Annotated in this window: 18 protein-coding genes; 15 read left to right on the top strand and 3 right to left on the bottom strand. The window is 71.5% G+C overall.

Annotated elements, in window-relative coordinates; all coding sequences use genetic code 11:
• Positions 1 to 149: 149 nt before the first annotated feature.
• From ACYQ78_RS33955 to ACYQ78_RS33905, 11 genes are read left to right on the top strand one after another with little or no spacing between them, the layout of a single operon-like run.
• Positions 150 to 884, top strand: a complete 735-nt coding sequence (locus ACYQ78_RS33955; protein ID WP_459805055.1) for a sulfotransferase-like domain-containing protein — start codon at positions 150 to 152, stop codon at positions 882 to 884.
• A gap of 7 nt (positions 885 to 891) precedes the next feature.
• Positions 892 to 1,449 (top strand): hypothetical protein, encoded by a 558-nt coding sequence (locus tag ACYQ78_RS33950; RefSeq protein WP_459805054.1) that lies wholly within the window; start codon positions 892 to 894, stop codon positions 1,447 to 1,449.
• Positions 1,446 to 2,423, top strand: coding sequence for a BtrH N-terminal domain-containing protein (locus ACYQ78_RS33945; RefSeq protein ID WP_459805053.1), 978 nt, complete (start codon positions 1,446 to 1,448; stop codon positions 2,421 to 2,423). The genes ACYQ78_RS33950 and ACYQ78_RS33945 overlap by 4 nt, the downstream gene beginning before the upstream one ends.
• Complete coding sequence (locus ACYQ78_RS33940) at positions 2,420 to 3,724, top strand: DegT/DnrJ/EryC1/StrS family aminotransferase (protein ID WP_459805052.1); 1,305 nt, start codon at positions 2,420 to 2,422, stop codon at positions 3,722 to 3,724. The genes ACYQ78_RS33945 and ACYQ78_RS33940 overlap by 4 nt, the downstream gene beginning before the upstream one ends.
• Positions 3,721 to 3,906 (top strand): lysine biosynthesis protein LysW, encoded by a 186-nt coding sequence (locus tag ACYQ78_RS33935; RefSeq protein WP_459805051.1) that lies wholly within the window; start codon positions 3,721 to 3,723, stop codon positions 3,904 to 3,906. The genes ACYQ78_RS33940 and ACYQ78_RS33935 overlap by 4 nt, the downstream gene beginning before the upstream one ends.
• A 5-nt stretch (positions 3,907 to 3,911) precedes the next feature.
• On the top strand, positions 3,912 to 4,727 hold the full coding sequence (locus ACYQ78_RS33930; protein ID WP_459805050.1) for a [LysW]-aminoadipate kinase: 816 nt from the start codon (positions 3,912 to 3,914) through the stop codon (positions 4,725 to 4,727).
• On the top strand, positions 4,727 to 5,995 hold the full coding sequence (locus tag ACYQ78_RS33925; RefSeq protein WP_459805049.1) for an MFS transporter: 1,269 nt from the start codon (positions 4,727 to 4,729) through the stop codon (positions 5,993 to 5,995). Before ACYQ78_RS33930 ends, ACYQ78_RS33925 begins: the two co-directional genes overlap by 1 nt.
• Positions 5,992 to 7,005: a GNAT family N-acetyltransferase gene (locus tag ACYQ78_RS33920; protein WP_459805048.1), complete on the top strand. Its 1,014-nt coding sequence runs from the start codon at positions 5,992 to 5,994 to the stop codon at positions 7,003 to 7,005. The genes ACYQ78_RS33925 and ACYQ78_RS33920 overlap by 4 nt, the downstream gene beginning before the upstream one ends.
• Positions 6,996 to 8,198, top strand: a complete 1,203-nt coding sequence (rocD, locus tag ACYQ78_RS33915; protein WP_459805047.1) for an ornithine--oxo-acid transaminase — start codon at positions 6,996 to 6,998, stop codon at positions 8,196 to 8,198. Before ACYQ78_RS33920 ends, rocD begins: the two co-directional genes overlap by 10 nt.
• The gene (locus ACYQ78_RS33910; RefSeq protein WP_459805046.1) at positions 8,191 to 9,411 is read left to right on the top strand and encodes an ATP-grasp domain-containing protein; all 1,221 of its coding nucleotides are present in this window, start codon (positions 8,191 to 8,193) and stop codon (positions 9,409 to 9,411) included. The genes rocD and ACYQ78_RS33910 overlap by 8 nt, the downstream gene beginning before the upstream one ends.
• Positions 9,408 to 10,151, top strand: coding sequence for an SDR family NAD(P)-dependent oxidoreductase (locus ACYQ78_RS33905; RefSeq protein ID WP_459805045.1), 744 nt, complete (start codon positions 9,408 to 9,410; stop codon positions 10,149 to 10,151). The genes ACYQ78_RS33910 and ACYQ78_RS33905 overlap by 4 nt, the downstream gene beginning before the upstream one ends.
• On the opposite strand, the gene ACYQ78_RS33900 is transcribed toward ACYQ78_RS33905, so the two are convergent.
• On the bottom strand, positions 10,144 to 11,061 hold the full coding sequence (locus tag ACYQ78_RS33900) for a ribokinase (protein WP_459805044.1): 918 nt from the start codon (positions 11,059 to 11,061) through the stop codon (positions 10,144 to 10,146). The two genes, ACYQ78_RS33905 and ACYQ78_RS33900, sit on opposite strands and share 8 nt — an antisense overlap.
• Positions 11,058 to 12,074, bottom strand: a complete 1,017-nt coding sequence (locus ACYQ78_RS33895) for a LacI family DNA-binding transcriptional regulator (RefSeq protein WP_459805043.1) — start codon at positions 12,072 to 12,074, stop codon at positions 11,058 to 11,060. Before ACYQ78_RS33895 ends, ACYQ78_RS33900 begins: the two co-directional genes overlap by 4 nt.
• 474 nt (positions 12,075 to 12,548) lie before the next feature.
• On the opposite strand from ACYQ78_RS33895, the gene ACYQ78_RS33890 reads away from it, so the two are divergent.
• From ACYQ78_RS33890 to ACYQ78_RS33875, 4 genes are read left to right on the top strand one after another with little or no spacing between them, the layout of a single operon-like run.
• On the top strand, positions 12,549 to 13,616 hold the full coding sequence (locus ACYQ78_RS33890) for an ABC transporter substrate-binding protein (protein WP_459805042.1): 1,068 nt from the start codon (positions 12,549 to 12,551) through the stop codon (positions 13,614 to 13,616).
• 13 nt (positions 13,617 to 13,629) lie between these two features.
• Positions 13,630 to 14,202 carry a hypothetical protein gene (locus tag ACYQ78_RS33885; protein WP_459805041.1) on the top strand — a complete coding sequence of 191 codons (573 nt, stop codon included), beginning with the start codon at positions 13,630 to 13,632 and terminating at the stop codon, positions 14,200 to 14,202.
• Positions 14,199 to 14,975, top strand: a complete 777-nt coding sequence (locus ACYQ78_RS33880; RefSeq protein WP_459805040.1) for an ABC transporter ATP-binding protein — start codon at positions 14,199 to 14,201, stop codon at positions 14,973 to 14,975. The genes ACYQ78_RS33885 and ACYQ78_RS33880 overlap by 4 nt, the downstream gene beginning before the upstream one ends.
• Entirely contained in the window at positions 14,972 to 16,534 is a 1,563-nt protein-coding gene (locus tag ACYQ78_RS33875; RefSeq protein WP_459805039.1) for an ABC transporter permease, read from the top strand. The genes ACYQ78_RS33880 and ACYQ78_RS33875 overlap by 4 nt, the downstream gene beginning before the upstream one ends.
• Here ACYQ78_RS33875 and ACYQ78_RS33870 read toward each other — a convergent pair whose 3' ends face one another.
• Positions 16,535 to 16,954 (bottom strand): SRPBCC family protein, encoded by a 420-nt coding sequence (locus ACYQ78_RS33870; RefSeq protein WP_459805038.1) that lies wholly within the window; start codon positions 16,952 to 16,954, stop codon positions 16,535 to 16,537.
• Positions 16,955 to 16,976: the final 22 nt, after the last annotated feature.

Here is a 16,976-nt window from a genome sequence, read left to right as displayed (position 1 = left end):
CCGAATAGGCGTCGCAACGGACGTTACGGGGGCACCGGAAGCGAATGCGTCCACGCGAAGACTATTCGCACTACGCATTTCGCTTACCCGGCGCGAAGCCCGGCCGTGCCATTCTGGAAGGGATTCCGAATGAGCCGGAAGGAGAAATCGTGCAGCAATTTCCCGGGCGATTACCGGTGCTCGCTCTGTGGAGCGCGCCGCGCTGCCGCTCGACCGCGTTCGCGCGGATGATGGCGGAGCGGGGCGACCGCGTCGTCGTCCACGAACCGTTCTCCCTCGTGGTCGACTTCGGCGAGGCGAAGGTCGGCGACCGGGTCGCGCACACCGAGACCGAGGTGCTCGCGGCGCTGCGGGCGCTGGCCGTGGAGCGCCCCCTCTACTTCAAGGACACCACCGACTTCCACTACCCGGCGCTGCTCGCCGACGAGGAGTTCCTGAGGACGGCGACGCACACGTTCATCGTCCGCCACCCCGCCGAGGCCATCGCCTCGCACGTCCGGCTCAACCCTGACCTGGGCCGGGACGAGATCGGCTTCGCCCGCCTGCACGAGATCTTCGCCGCCGTGGAGGCCGCCACCGGCGCCACCCCGGTCGTGATCGACTCCGACGACCTGCTCGACCGCCCCGCCGAGACCGTGCGCGCCTACTGCGCCGCGGTCGGCATCCCGTTCCTGCCGGACGCTCTGACGTGGCGGCCGGGGATGCGGTCGGAGTGGCAGGGGACCAGCCGCTGGCACGAGTCGACCAGCCGCACCACGGGCTTCGCGCGGGGGCCGGGCGGCGACGTCGGGAAGGTCGCCGCCGACCCGGTGCTGCGGGCTCATCTCGAATATCACCTGCCCTATTACGAGCGATTGAAGGCCGCGGCGCTCCGGCCGGAATAGAGAGCGAATGAACATGCCATTCGAGCCGGTCGACTTATCCGGCCATCGCAACAACGTGGGGATCTCCGCCGCGACGGAGACCAAATCGGGGGCGTTCAACGTGTGGGGGAACTCCTTCGCCGCCGAATACCTGCCGGGGGGCGAGACCGTCCACGTGGCGGGTGTCCCCTTCCGGTTCCCGCCGGTCGGCGAGGGGCCCGACAACGTCCGGTGCGCCGGGCAGTTCGTCGCGGTGCCCGAGGGCCGCTACGACTGGATCCACCTGCTGGCGGCGGCCGAACGCCGCTGCGAGGACGTCGCCGAGCTCCACTACGCCGACGGCGCGGTCGACCCCGAGCCGTTGCGGGTCTCCGACTTCTGGGCGGCGCCCGCCTGGTTCGGCGAGGTCAAGGCGTTCGAGACGCCGGTCATGCACTATCCGCACCACGTGCAGCGCGGGGTGGCGGCGGTCATGTGGGCGCAGCGGGTGCCGGTCACCCGGCGGGCCGACCTGGCCGGGCTGCGGCTCCCCCGCAACGTCGCCGTGCACGTCTTCGCGATGACCCTCCAGGAGGCGGGCGCATGAAGGACCCCGAGCTCTGGTACCGCGATCTGATCAGCTGCCTCCAGGCCACCTTCGGCACGCTCCTGGCGCGCGAGGGCGCCGACCCGCTGGCCGTGCTCGGCGCGGGGTGGCGGTTCCTGCACCTGCCGGGCGACGTGCGGTCGGAGGAGTTCTACTACCCGTGCGAGGACGACGACCTCGGGGCCGCCCTGGCGCCGCACCACGGCCTGCACTCCCGCTGGTGGACGCCCGCCGACGACGGCGACCCCTTCCGGGAGATGCGCGCGGCGCTGACCGCGAACCGGCTGGTCATCGCGGCGGTGGACAACTTCCACCTGCCGTTCCGGCCGGCCTACGGCGACGTCCACGCCGCCCATCTCGTGGTCGTGTACGGCCTCGACGAGGTCCGCGGCCTGGTCTACGTCTCCGACGCGATGCCGCCCGCGTTCATGGGCGCCGTGCCCGTCGAGGCGTTCCTCAACAGCTGGGGGTCGGCGAACCCGACCGACGTCCAAGACGCGTTCTTCAGCGACGCCGACATCGGCCGCCGCTGCCTGGACGTCTGGCTCGACGCCCCGGTCCCCGGCCTGACCCCCGAGTTCCTCGCCGCGTGCCTGCGCACCGACACCGCCCTGTTCGAGAGCGGCGGCCTGGCCGGGTTCGACGCGTTCGCCGAAGATCTCGTCGGCCGCTGCCGCGCCGGGGACGCCGCCGCGCTGACCGAGCTCTACCCGTTCGGCTGGGGCATGCAGGCGCAGGCCTCGCTGCACGGCGAACTGCTGCGCCGCTGCGGCCGGGAATGGGGCGACCCCGCGCTCGCGGGGGCGGGCCGCGCGGTCGAGTCGGTCGCGCACGCCTGGACCGGGCTGCGGATCACCGGCGCCCACGGGCTCGCCGATCCCCGGGCCGCCGCGCCCGACATCGCGCACCACACCACCGTGCTGCGGGGAACCTACGCCGGCGCGGTCGAAACCCTGTCGAGAGGACTGTCGTGAGCAGACTGGCAGCGTTCGGGGGCACCGCCGCCGTACCGAAGGACCGGCGCCGCGTCGACTGGCCGGTCGTCGAGGACGACGACCGCAAGGCCGTCCTCGACGCGCTCGACGGCAACCGGCTCGTGTCGAACTCCGACGGCGCGAACCCGGTGTCGACCCTGGAGGAGAACTGGGCCCGGCACTTCGGGTTCGGCCACTGCGTCGCGGTGTCGAACGGCACCGCCGCGCTGTCGCTGGCCCTGGCCGCGCTCGGGGTCGGGCCGGGCGACGAGGTGATCGTGCCCGCGCTCAGCTTCATCGCGACCGGGCTCGCGCCGGTGCACCAGATGGCCGTCCCGGTGTTCGCCGACGTCGACCCGGTCACGTTCAACCTCGATCCCGACGATGTCGAGCGCCGCATCACGTCCAGGACCAGAGCGATCATCCCCGTGCACCTGCACGGGGCCCCCGCCGACATGGACCGGCTCACCGCCATCGCCCGCAAACACGGCCTCGCCGTGGTCGAGGACGCCGCCCAGGCGCCCGGCGCCACCCATCGGGGGCGGCCGGTCGGGAGCCTCGGCGACGCGGGCGCGTTCAGCCTCCAGGTCACCAAGAACATCCCCACCTGCGGAGAAGGCGGCCTGCTCGTCACGGGCGACCCGGCTCTGGCCGAGGCGGTGCGCCGGGGACGGCAGTTCGGCGAGGTGATCGAGGCCGGCCGCGACCGCGACTACGTGTCCTACGGCCTCGGCTGGAACCACAAGATGAACGCCCTCCAGGCCGCGTTCGCCGACGCCCAGCTCAGCCGCTTCGACGGCTACGAGCAGGCCCGGCAGCGCAACATCGCCGCGTTCCTCGCCCGGCTCGGCGGGCTGCCCGGCCTGCGGATCCCGACCGCGCTCCCGGATACCACGCACGTCTGGCACATCCTGCGGTTCCGGTTCGACCCGGCCGCGTTCGGCCTCGACGGCGTGCCGCCGGAAGCGTTGCGCGCGGCGCTGCGGCGGCTGCTGCGCGCCGAGGGCGTGCCGATGTCGCAGTACCAGCTCATGCCGCTGCCCGACCAGAAGGTGTTCACCGACCGCGTCGGCTTCGGCGGCGGCTACCCGTGGACCGCCACCGGCACCCCCGACCAGGGGGCGGGCTACCCGGTGGCCCGCGCGGTCATCGCCGACTCGCTGACCCTCCAGAAACGCCACCTCCACCCGGGCTCGGGTGACCTGCTCGGCCTCTACGCCGACGCCTTCGAGAAGGTGTGGGCCGCCCCCGACGCGGTCGCCACCCTCGCCATCGCCACCACAGAGAGGACGAACTCATGACCCAGCAGATGACCACCGTACGGACCTGCCCCGAGTGCGACGAGGCGGTCGAGATCAGGGACTCGGTGCGGCTCAACGAGATCGTCGAGTGCTCCGGCTGCCGGAGCGAGCTGGAGATCGTGGCGCTGAGCCCGGTGGTGCTCGTCCTGGCGCCGGAGGTCGAAGAGGACTGGGGCGAGTAGGCCCGATGATCGTCGTCAAGTGCGGGGGCAACCCGGCCGTGGACGCCTCGGGCGTCTGCGCCGACGTCGCCGGGCTCGTCCACGAGGGGCAGTCCGTCGTCCTGGTGCACGGAGGGTCCGGGGAGATCGCCCGGCTGGCCGGGCGGCTCGGGGTGCCGCAGCGCACGCTCGTCGCGCCCGACCGGGTGTCCACCCGCTACACCGACCCGGCGACCCTGGAGGTCGTCGTCCTCGCGCTGGCCGGTGCGGTCAAACCGGGGCTCGTCGCGGAGCTGTCCCGGCTCGGGGTGCCCGCCGTCGGCCTCACCGGTCTCGACGGCGGCCTGCTGCGGGCCCGCCGCAAGGGCGCCGTCCGGTCCGTCGTCGACGGCCGCACCACCCTGGTCAGGGACAACCTCAGCGGGCGCCTCGACGAGGTGCGCACCGAGCTCCCGGAGACCCTGCTGCGGTCGGGTTTCGTGCCGGTGATCTCACCACCCGCCATCGACGAGCACGACCGGCCGGTGAACGTCGACGCCGACCGCGTCGCGGCCGCCCTCGCGGCGGCCCTCGGCGCCGACCGGCTGGTGCTGCTGACCGGCGCGCCGGGGGTGCTCGCCGATCCCGGCGACCCGGCCAGTGTGCTGACCGACTACGAGGTCCCGGCGACCGGCGCACCCGGCCGGTTCGCCGGGGGCGGGATGGCGCTCAAGCTCGTCGCCGCCCGTGAGGCCCTCACGGGCGGGGTCGGACAGGTGAACATCGCCGACGGGCGGGTGTCCGATCCCGTCAGCCGGGCAGTGGGCGGGCGCGGCACCATCGTCCGGCTGGGAGCGGCGTGATGAGCGGGCAGACCACGGAACAGGTTCGGCCTGGCGGTTTATGGCGGCACCGCGACTTCCTGCTGCTCTGGTCCGGGGAGACGATCTCCCAGACCGGCGCGCAGATCTCGCTGGTCGCGGTGCCGCTGACCGCCATCACCGTGCTGCACGCCGGGCCGACCGAGGTCTCCCTGCTGACCGCGCTCCAATACGCCCCGGTCATCCTGATCACCCTGTTCGCCGGGGCCTGGCTCGACCGGCACCGCCGCAGACCGGTGCTCGTGGTGACGAACCTGCTCAGGTTCGCCCTGATCCTGCTGATCCCGCTGAGCTACCTGACCGGCCTGCTCTCTTTGGGGCTGCTGTACGCGGTGACGTTCGGCGTCGGGCTGCTGATGGCCGTGTTCGACGTCGCCTATGTCGTCTACCTGTCGTCTTTGGTCTCCCGCGACCAGCTGATCGAGGCGAACGCCAAGCTGGAGGGCACCTACTCGATCGCGCAGATCGGCGGGCCCGGCATCGGCGGCGTGCTCGTGCAGGTGGCGACCGCCCCCGTGGCGCTCGCCGCCAACGCCGTGATGGGCCTGTTCGCCGCGCTGACCTTCCTCGGCATCCGCAAGCCGGAGGTCGTCGAGGCGCCCCAGGGCGAGCGGCCGTCGATGCGGACCGAGATCGCCGACGGGCTGCGGGCGATCCTGCGGCACCGGGTGCTGCGGATGCTGGCCGTCCAGGCCGCGCTGTTCAACCTGTTCGAGCAGATCGTGCTCACGCTCTACCTGCTGTTCGGGGTCCGTGAGCTGAAACTCGGGGCGGGCGAACTCGGCCTCATCCTGACCACGGCCAGCGTGGGCGGGCTGGTCGGCGTGCTGCTGGCCGGCCGCGCGGCGGCGGCGATCGGCACCGGCCGCTGCATCGTCATCTCGATGGTGGTCAGCGCCGCCGGGCTGGTGGTCGTCCCGTTCGCCCCGGCGACGCCGGTGCTCGCCGTCGTCGTGCTGGTGGGCGGTTTCGTGGTGTACGGCTTCGGCCTCGGCATCTTCAGCGTGCACTCGCTGAGCGTGCGGATGGCCCAGGCCCCGCCCGAACTGCTGGGCCGGATCACCGCCACGTTCCGGCTGCTCGTCTACGGCACGATCCCGGTCGGCGCGCTGCTGGCGGGCGTGCTCGGGAACCTCGTCGGCGTCCGCGCGGCGATCATGCTGGGCGCGGTTCCGCTGCTCGTGCTGTCGACCCTGTTCTGGTTCAGCGCGGTCCGCCACGCCGACCTCTCGATCGGAGGAAGCCGATGACCTTCTACTCCAGTGCCGAATGGCTCGACTTCTGCGCCGTCGAGCACCGGGCCGACGTCGAGGTCGTGACCGCGGGCGGAGTCTCGATCCCGGTGGTCGGCGGCACCGACCTGACGGGGTCGTCGTACGACTGGAACGCCAAACTGGCCGAACGGTCGCTGCCCACCCTGCCGGGTGAGGGCCTGCTCGTCGGCGCGTGCGAGGGCTACCAGACGCGGCTGCTCGGCTCCGGCGACGTCACCGGGCTGCTCGCGGAACTGCGCGACCGGAACCCGGCCTGCGTGGCGATGTACCTCGACACCGAGGGCGTCCGCCGGTTCCGCGCCGCCGGGGTGCGGGCGCCCGCCGTCCTGCTCGACTGCGACGCCTGGATGCCGGTCCCCGAAGGCGGGTTCGGCGCCTGGCTCGACACCCTCAGCGGGAAGCGGCGGACCGCCGTCCGCAAGGAGGTGAACGCCTTCACCGAGGCGGGCTACCGCATCGAGCACGTGCCGCTGCGCGAGTGCAGCGCCGCCATCGCCCCGCTCGCGGTGACCACGGAGGCCAAATACGGCTTCGAGGCGGGCCTGGACGACGACCTGGCCACCTTCCGCAACCACGAGAAGTGCCTCGGCGACGCCGCCCGGGTCGCCCTCTGCACCCTGGACGGCACCCCCGTCGGCTTCTGCCTCTACTACGTCCGGCAGGACACGGTCTTCCTGCGCTGGGCCGGGTTCGACTACTCCCGGCTGCGCGACGCCTACGAGTACTTCAACCTGCTCTATTACGAGCAGTTCCGGTGGGCGTCCGAGCAGGGGATCCGGTGGATCCACGCCGGGATCAAGGCCACGAAGGCCAAGGCGGCGCGCGGCGCCGTCATCCACCCGCTCTGGCTGCTCGACCTGGGGACCCGCAGTCCCCTGGTCGGGGCGGAGCAGGCCGTCCACGACCACAATTCGGCGTTCCTCGACGCGTTGCTGGCCGACCCCACGCTCGCCAGGAGCATCGCCGACCTGGAGGAATGGAAATGAACCAGCACATCGCCCTGGCCGAACGCTGGAGCGCGCACAACTACCACCCGCTGCCCGTGGTGCTGTCGCACGGCGAGGGCGCCTGGCTGACCGACGTCGACGGGCGGCGCTACCTCGACTTCCTGGCCGGATACTCCGCGCTCAACTTCGGCCACCGGCACCCCGCGATCGTCGCCGCCGCCAAGGAGCAGCTCGACCGGCTGACGCTGACCGGCCGCGCCTTCCACAACGACCGGTACGGCCCGTTCTGCCGGGAGCTGGCCGAGCTGACCGGCACCGAGATGGTGCTGCCCGCCAACTCCGGCGCCGAGGCCGTCGAGTCGGCGGTGAAGGTCGCCAGGAAGTGGGCCTACCAGGTCAAGGGCGTGCCCGAGGGCGCCGCCGAGATCGTGGTCGCGGGCGCCAACTTCCACGGCCGGACCACCACGATCATCTCCTTCTCCACCGACGAAGACGCCCGGCGCGAGTTCGGCCCCTTCACCCCCGGCTTCAAGGTCGTCCCGTACGGCGACATCGACGCGCTCCGGGCCGCGATCACCGACCACACGGCGGCCGTGCTGCTGGAGCCGATCCAGGGTGAGGCCGGGGTGGTCGTCCCGCCGAAGGGCTACCTCGCCGAGGTCCGCCAGCTGTGCGACGACACCGGCACGCTGTTCGTCGCCGACGAGGTCCAGTCGGGCCTGGCCCGCACCGGCGCGACGCTCGCGCTCGACCACGAGGGCGTCCGCGCCGACCTCTACACCGTGGGCAAGGCGCTGGGCGGCGGCATCCTGCCGGTGTCGGCGGTGATCGGCCGGGCCGACGTGCTCGGCGTGCTGAAACCCGGCGAGCACGGCTCGACCTTCGCCGGCAACCCGCTGGCCTGCGCGGTCGGCCTCGCGGTCGTCAGGATGCTGGCCACCGGGGAGTTCCAGGAGCGCTCCCGCGAACTCGGCGCCTACCTGCACGCCCGGCTGAGCGAGATCGACGGCGTCGCCGAGGTCACCGGCCGGGGCCTGTGGGCCAGCGTGCACATCGCCGGGGACCGCCCGGCCGGACGCCCGGTCTCCGAGGCGCTGGCCGATCGCGGCGTGCTCTGCAAGGAGTTCCAGCGGACGCTCCGGGTGGCACCGCCCCTGGTGATCACCCGTTCGGAGATCGACTTCGGCGCCGACGCGATCGCCGCCGTCCTGGGAGGTGACGACCATGTCTGACCGCGTTCTGGTGATCGGCGGCAAGGCCCAGCACGTGCGCAAACTCTGGGAACTCGGCCTGGACGTCGTCCACGCGCAGTTCCCCGACGAATACGTCCCCGGGCCCTATGTCGACCAGGCCCTCCTGCTCGACTACGGCGACGTCGACACCCTGCTCCCGCTGGTCCGGGTGCTGCACGCCGCCCGTCCGTTCACGGCGGCCGTGTCGCAGTTCGAGCTGGGGCTGCTCCCGGCGGCGCGGATCAACGAGGCGCTCGGCCTCACCGGGGAGTCGGTCGAGACCGTGGAGCTGCTGCTCGACAAGTGGCGGATGCGCCGCCACCTGGCCGCGTCCGGGGTCAGCCCGGTGGCGTCGGCGGTGGGCAGGTCGGCGCAGGACGTCCAGGACTTCGTGAAGGCCCACGGCCTGCCGATCATCGTCAAGCCGATCCGCGAGTCGGGCAGCCTGGCGGTGTTCCGCATCGACGACAAGGCCGGGGTCGACGCGGTCGCCGACCGCTTCCGCGCCCTCGACGGCCAGTTCAAGGAGCGTGACCTGACCGCCGCCGACTCCTTCGAGGAGTTCCTCCTGGAGGAGTTCCTCGACGGCCCCGAGATCAGCGTGGAGACCCTGAGCTTCGACGGCCACCACGTGATCGTCGCGGTGACCGTCAAGGAGTGTGGTGGTCCCGGCGGGTTCGTCGAGATCGGCCACTCCCAGCCCGGCGACTGCCCGCCGGAGGTCCGGCAGCTGGTGGTCGACTTCCTCGACGCCGTGGGCCTGCGCAACGGTCCCGGCCACACCGAGGTGATGCTGACCTCGCGCGGCCCGAAGATCGTCGAGTCGCACAACCGCGTCGGCGGCGACCGGATCAACGAACTGACCGAGATCGCCTACGGCGTCGACATGGAGCAGTACGCCCTGACCGCCGGCCTCGACGTGCTGCCCCCGCTGACCGGCTCCCCCGACGCGCAGAGCGGCGCCGCCATCCGCTTCCTCACCCCCGCCCCCGGCCGGGTCGTCGAGATCACCGGCCTGGACGAGGTCCGCGCCGACCCCGCCTTCGTGGACGTCCACCTGAAGGTCGGCCCCGGCGACGAGGTCCCCCCACTGGTCTGGAACGAGGACAAGGTCGGCTACGTCATCACCCGGGGCGCCACCGCCGCCGAGGCCATCGCCAACGGTGAGCGGCTGGCCGCCGCGATCCACATACGCACCGAGGAGGGGCAGTGAGCGACTTCACCGGACTGACCGCGATCGTCACCGGCGGCGCGTCGGGCATCGGCCTGGCCACGGCCAACCTGCTGGTGAGCAGGGGCGCGGATGTGGTCGTCCTGGACCTGAAACCCGACGCCTTCCCCGACGCCATCGCCACCGACGTCACCGACGACGCCCAGGTGAAAGCCGCCGTCGACGCCGTGGCCGAGCGCTTCGGCCGCCTCGACGTGGTGATCAACAACGCCGGGATCAGCGCCGTCGGCGACGTCACCGGCAATCCCGACGACGAGTGGATGCACGTCCTGAACGTCAACGTGCTCGGCATGGTCAGGGTCGCCCGCCACGCGCTGCCGCACCTGCGCCGCTCCCCCGCCGCCGCGATCGTCAACACCTGCTCGATCGTCGCCTGGGCCGGTCTCCAGCAGCGGGTCCTCTACTCGGCCAGCAAGGGCGCGGTGTACGCGCTCACCCTGGCCATGGCCGCCGACCACGCCCGCGAGGGCGTCCGCGTCAACTGCGTCGCCCCCGGCACCGCCGACACCCCGTGGGTCGACCGCCAGATGGACGCCGCGCCCGACCCGGAGGCGGCCAGGGCCGCGCTCACCTCGTTCCAGCCGACCGGCCGCCTGGTCTCGGCCGACGAGGTCGCCGGGGCGATCGCCTACCTGGCCAGCCCGCTGTCGGGCGCCACGGTCGGCACGGTGCTGGCCGTCGACAACGGCATGCACGGACTGCGGCTGCGGCCCGCTAGCTGATCATTCTCTGGACGGCGGCCAGGTCGGGCAGCGACGGGCTCGCCCCCGGACTGGTGGTGGCGAGCGCTCCGGCCGCCATGCCGTGCAGGATCGCGGTGGTGTCGTCGAACCCCGCCGCGAGGGCGGCGCCGAAGAACCCGGTGAAGGCGTCGCCCGCCGCCGTGGTGTCGACCGGCGTCACCGGATAGGCGGGATAGTGGCGGGTGCGCTCGGCGGTGACCGACAGCGCGCCGCCCGACCCGAGCGTGATGAGGGCGTGCCCGACGCCCCGGTCGAGGAACCACGCCGCCGCCCGCCCGGCCGACGCGAGATCGGTGACCGGCTCCCCGGTCAGCACCCCCGCCTCGCTCTCGTTCGGCGTCACGACGTCGACGAAACGCCACACGTCGTCGGGCAGCGCCTGCGCGGGCGCCGGATCGAGCACCACCGTCAGCCCCGCCGCCCTCCCGGTCTTCGCGGCGTGGCAGGTGGTCGCCATCGGGACCTCCAGCTGGAGCAGCAGCACCCCGGCCTCGTCCTTCAGGGCCCTGATGCTCTCTTCCGCCCGTGCCTCGTCGAGGGCGGCGTTGGCCAGCGGGACGATCACGATGTCGTTCTCGCCCGACGCGTCGACCCGGATGTGCGCGACGCCGGTCCGGTCGTCGACCATGCGGACCTGCGACAACGCGACCCCGTGCGACCGCAGCCCCGCCACCACGAGCTCACCGAACGGGTCGTTCCCGACGCAGGCGGCGATCCAGGTGGGCGCGCCCGCGCGGGCGGCGGCCACGGCCTGGTTGGCGCCCTTCCCGCCGAGCACGAGCGTGACGTCGTCGCCGAGCACGGTCTCGCCGGGGGCGGGGAACCTCCGGCTGAACGCCGTGACGTCGGCGGTGACGCTCCCGACGACGAGGACGCCCTTCGGTCTCATGCTGATCGTGCCTTCCGTGCTTTCGGCGGCGCCGTCGACGCGCGGTGGACGAGCTTGGTGTCCAGCACGATGCGGCGCGGGATGTCGTCGACGTACTGCGGATCGAGGCGGCGCAGCAGCAGCCGCATCGCCAGCACGCCCTGCTCGACCATGGGCCGGTCGACCACGGTGAGCGGCGGCCGCAGCAGCGGGCCGGTGTCGAGGTCGTCGAACCCGATCAGGCTGACCTGCCCCGGCACGTCGACCCGCATGTCGTGCAGCGCCTTGAGCGCGCCGAGGGTCATGAGGTTGTTCGCGGTGAAGATCGCGGTCGGCGGCTCGGGCAGCGACAGCAGCGACAGGGTGAGCTGGTAGCCGCTCGACTCGCGGAAGTCGCCGATGAGGTCGTGGGCGGGCGCGATGCCGACGCCCTTGGCGGTGAGCGCCTCCAGGAACCCCTCGCGCCGCCGCCGGCCCGGAGTGGTGTCGGACGGCCCGCTGATCGCGGCGATCCTGGTGTGCCCGAGGCCGACCAGGTGGTCGACGGCCAGCTTGGCTCCCCCGACGTTGTCGACCAGCACCGCGTCGAAGTCCTCGCCGTCGACCAGGTCGCGGTCGATGAACACCAGCGGCACCTTGCTGTCGCGCAGCTTGAGCGGGGTGCGGTCGCGTTCGGTCGCGGGGGCGAGGATGACGCCGTCGACCCGGCGGGCCATGTCGCTGAGCACGTGGTCTTCGCGTTCGATGCTCTCGTCGCTGTTGGCCAGCAGGATCCTGTACTGCTCGGTGCGGGTGACCGACTCCATGCCCTTGACCACGGCGGCGAAGAAGGGGTTCGTGATGTCCGGGACGACGACGCCGATGGTGTGGGTACGACCGGATTTCAGCGACTGGGCGGCCGCGCTCGGCCAGTAACCCAGCGCGTCGACCGCGGCCTGGATGGCCTCCGGCGAGCGCACCGACTGGCCACGCAGGAAGCGTGAAACGGTCGCCGGGGACACCCCGGCGCGTGCCGCAACCTCATGGATCGTCACCAATTGCGCTCCCGATGAAACCGTTGTCAGTGGAGGATCCACCCCCACCTGCGGAAACGTCAATCTCCGTGATCGATCCGTGACATCAGCGGCATTCACCGGCCTCTGGGCGGCACTTCGGCGCCTCGTACTGCAATCGTTGTCAGCGCTCTGACCAGGTAGTTCATGTCACGAACATGTGTCTTTGCGTTAAGTCCGCGCACACCCCCTTGACAGAGGCTCGGCGTCAGTACGATCGTCCTACCAGCAACTATGCGGAGTTCGCCCCATTTACTAGGGGTTTGTCTGCCAGAGGAGTGCCGGTGATTGGTCCTGAGGGACGGCGCGGGAGTTGGCGCCTGTCCAACGCCCGAGGGAAACCGTTTTCAGTCTGACCCTCATTCACCCGCCCGACCGGTCCCCGTGCCGTCTTCGCGTCGTGTCGTGTCCCCTCCCGACCGGCGTCGCATTCCCACCCCCAGAAAGGCTTCCGCCATGCCCTCGTCCTTCTCCCGTCGTGCCTTCCTGTCCGGAATCGGCGGCGCCTCGCTGCTCGCCGCGAGCACCGCCGTGCTGAGCGCGTGCTCGTCCGGCACCTCCGCCGCCCCGACCACCGCCGCCGCCGGTGGCGGTGCCGCCTCCGGCCCGGTGAACTTCCAGCTCGGCTGGATCGCCAACGTCGAGAACATGGGCCTGTTCGTGGCCGACGACCGCGGCTACTTCAAGGACGAGGGCCTCGACGTGACGCTGACGCCCGGCGGCCCCTCGGTCGTCGTCGAACCGCTGATCGTCAGCGGAAAGGCGCTGGTCGGCCTCGACTCCGTCGACACCATCGCCAAGGCCCGCAACGAGGGCGCCGCTCTGAAGATCATCGCGGCGACCATGCAGACCAACCCGACCGCGATCATGTCGCTCGCCGACAAGCCGGTGAACACCCTCCAGGACCTCGTCGGCAAGAAGCTGGGCATGCAGCAGAGCGGCGCGGAGATCGTCAACACCGTGCTGAAGGCCAACGGCATCGACCCGGCCGACATCACCATGGTCCCGGTCCAGTTCGACCCGTCGCCCCTGGTCGCCGGAGAGTGCGACGCGTTCGTGTCGCTGCTGGTCAACCAGCCGATCCAGCTCGACCTCCAGGGCGTGAAGACCACCACGTTCACGCTCAGCGAGTACGGCTACAACGTCTGGGCCGACTGCCTCCTGACCAGCGACCAGGCGTTGGCCGACAAGGACAAGAGGGAGCAGATCGTCAAGATCGTCCGCGCCTCGGTGCGCGGCTGGCAGGACGCCCTCGCCGACACCGACGCCGCCGCCAAGCTGGTCGTCGAGAAGTACGGCAAGAGCCTCAACCTCGACCTGGCCGCCCAGCAGAAGACCGCCGCCGCCTTCCGCTCGGTCATCGAGACCGGCGACGCCAAAACCAACGGCCTGCTCACCATGAGCGCCGACGGCATCGCCGCCAACATCGCCACGATCAACTCGCTCGGCGTCAAGGGCACCGCCGAGGAGCTCTTCGACGCGACCGTCCTGAAGGACGCGTATGCCGGCAAGACCCACATCTGAGGAGCGTTCCCCCGTGCACACCGAAGACCCCTGGACCCGTGTCACCAGCAAGCGCGGTTTCGCCGCCGACGAGCTGATCTCCACCCTGCAGAAGTCCATCCGCCGCGGCCTGCTCGAGAACGCGCTCCTCGTCGCCCGCGAGATGTACGAGAGCAGCCCCGAACTCGAAGAGCAGATGTGGTCCCGCCTGCTCGTCATCTCCTGCGAGGACACCGGCACGGGCACCTTCTCCGAACCCGTCGTCCTGGACGCCCTCTACCGCATGCACCAGCGCATCACCCGCGAGTTCGGCGACCGCTGGCTCTTCGCCGCCCACGCCGTCCGCTTCCTCGTCACCCGGACCAAGGACCGGACGACCGACGAACTGGGCCTGTGGGCCGCCCACTCGCTCGCCACAGGTGAGCGCCTCCCCGAGATCCCCGACTGGGCCCTCGACATGCACACCCGCCGGGGCCAGGAGATGGGCCGCGACATCTCCCACTTCCTGCACGAGGGCTCGAAGGTCCAGAACGAGATCGAGGGCCGCGACACCACCTACCGCGAGCGGCTCGTCGCCGTCGTGGCGGACGGAAAGTGGCACGGATGACCCAGGAAGGCCTGGCCACCGCAGGGGTCAGCCGCGTCTTCGACGTCGGGAAGTCGCAGGTGGCCGCGCTGCGCGACATCGACATGCACACGAGCCAGGGCGAGTTCGTCGCCCTGCTCGGGCCTTCGGGCTGCGGCAAGTCGACCCTGCTGCGCATCTTCGCCGGCCTGGAGACCCCGACGTCGGGCACCGCGCTCGTCCACGGCCGCTCCCCCGACGAACTGCGCCGGGAGCACCGCATCGGCGTCGCCTTCCAGGACGCCGCCCTGCTGCCCTGGCGCACGGTCGAGTCGAACATCGCCCTGCCCTTCGAGGTGGCCGGCCGCCCCGTGAGCAAACCGGCCATCGCCGACCTGGTCCGGCTGGTCGGCCTGACCGGCTTCGAGAACGCCCGCCCGGCCCAGCTGTCGGGCGGCATGCGCCAGCGGGCGGCCCTGGCCCGGACCCTCGCGGGCGAACCGGAGGTCATGCTCCTGGACGAACCCTTCGGCGCCCTCGACGAGATGACCCGCCAGCGCCTCAACCTGGAGACGCAGCGGATCTGGCTGGAGCGCACGACCACGACCCTGCTGGTCACCCACTCGATCAGCGAGGCGGTCTTCCTGGCCGACACGGTGCTGGTCATGGGCGCCCGTCCGGGCCGCATCATCGACGTCGTCAAGGTCGGCCTCCCCCGCCCGAGGGGCGTGGAGGTGACCCGCTCGCCGGAGTTCCACGCCCTGTGCGACCACCTGAGCGAACGCCTCTTCGACGCCCACGAGGAAGTGGCGTGAACACCGCATCCCGACGGACGGCGCTCGTCGTGGTGGTGCTGGTCGCGGTCTGGTGGATCCTGGCCGGGGTCTTCTCCGACCTGAGGGTGGTCCCCACCCCGTGGGCGGTCGCCGAGGCGATCTGGACCGACCGGAACGTCTACTCGGGCAACATCGCCACCACGCTGAGCGAGACGGCGATCGGCTTCTTCTGGGGCAACCTGCTGGCGATCGTCCTCGCGATGGTCTTCGTCCAGGTCCCGGCCATGGAACGGGTGCTGCTGCGCATCGCGGTGGCCAGCTACTGCGTCCCCCTGGTCGCCATCGCGCCCATCCTGGTGATCGTCCTGCCGGGGAACGCCCCGAAGGAGGTCCTGGCCGGTCTGTCGGTCTTCTTCACCACCCTGACCGCCGCCGTCCTGGGCCTCCGCTCGGCCGACCGCAGCACGATCGAGCTGATCCGGTCGCTGGGCGGCGGCTCCTTCCTCGTCCTGCGCAAACTCCGCCTCATCGCCGCGCTCCCCAGCGTGTTCGCCGGGCTGAAGATCGCCGCCCCCGCCGCGCTCCTGGGCGCGATCATCGGCGAGTACCTGGGCAGCAGCAGCGGCCTGGGCGTGATGCTCGTCCAGGCGCAGTCGTCCTTCCAGGTGGCCCGCACCTGGGGCGTGGCGCTGGTCATCTCGGCTTTGGCCGGCCTCGGCTACGCGATCGTCGCGATCATCGCCCGCCGCCTCACCCCGTGGGCGGCCAAGGACGTCAGCGTGTCCGTCGGTTCGGTCGCGACCTCCGACGGCCGCCTGAGAAGCCTGGGTGTGGGAGCGGCAGGCGTCCTCGGCTCGATCGTCCTGGTCGTGGCGGCCTGGTACGCCGTCATCCGGGGCTTCGGCCTGGACCCCTACTTCGCCAAGACCCCGGCCGACGTCGCCACCTACCTCTTCTCGGGCGACGAGGCCACCGACCACCGGGCGCGCCTGCTGTCCGCCCTGGGGACGACACTCCTGGACGCGGGCCTCGGCTACGTCGTCGGAATGATCGCCGCCTCGCTGGTCGCCTGTCTTCTGGTCGCCTTCCGCACCGTCGAACAGGTCGTCATGCCCCTGGCGATCGTCCTGCGCTCGATCCCTCTGGTCGCGCTGACCCCGCTGCTGGCCCTGATCTTCGGCCGCGGCCTCCTGGGCGTGACGGTCATCGTCGCCGTGGTGACCTTCTTCGCCACCCTGGTGACGGTGAGCGAGGGCCTGCGCGCGGCCCCGGTGCTCGCCTGCGAGGTCATCACCTCTTTGGGCGGCGGCCAGCTGACCATCACCCGCAAGGTCCGCCTGCTGTACGCGCTCCCGTCCCTGTTCGCCTCGGCCCGCATCGCCATCCCCGGCGCCATCGCGGGCGCGACGCTGGCGGAGTGGCTCGCCAGCGGCACCGGGCTGGGCAGCCTGCTGGTCGCCGACTACACCGCCAGCCGCTTCGCGGCGCTGTGGTCAGGCTCGGTGATCATCGTCCTGGTCTCGGTGGGCCTGTACGCCGTCGTCGCCATGCTCGAACGCCTGGTGGTGGCTCGCTACGCACCGCAGCGCGTGGAGTAGTCACTTCGCCAGCGCGTCGTGCAGGGCGTTGAGACCGTCGCGGTAGATCCCGGTGAACAGGTCGACCGCCTCCTCCTCGCTCACCCCCACCGGGGTGAAGAGTCCCGACCACAGCACCTCGGCGGCGTCCTCACGTCCGGGCACCGGGTTGACCCGCAGCGTGGACAGATAACCGACGACCGGAAACGGCGCCTCGACGATGGCGTAGGTGTAGTGACGCTCCGCCTCGCTGAAGGCCATCATCCGCTCGACGATCACCCCGCCGTCCGGGTTCAGCAGCCGCCGTTCCCGGCCGCCCGCAAGCGGGGTGCTCTCGGGAATGTACGGCAGCCAGTCGGGCAGGGCGTGGAACCCCCCGATGAGATCCCAGACCTGCTGCGGCGAGACGGGCATGACGCGGCTGACCGAGGTCGAGGCCATGATGATTCTCCTGTTCGAAGGA

It is taken from the genome of Herbidospora sp. RD11066 (genome assembly GCF_054661255.1).
Note: the sequence above shows the minus strand (reverse complement) of the source record. Positions and strands in the feature narration are given on the sequence as shown.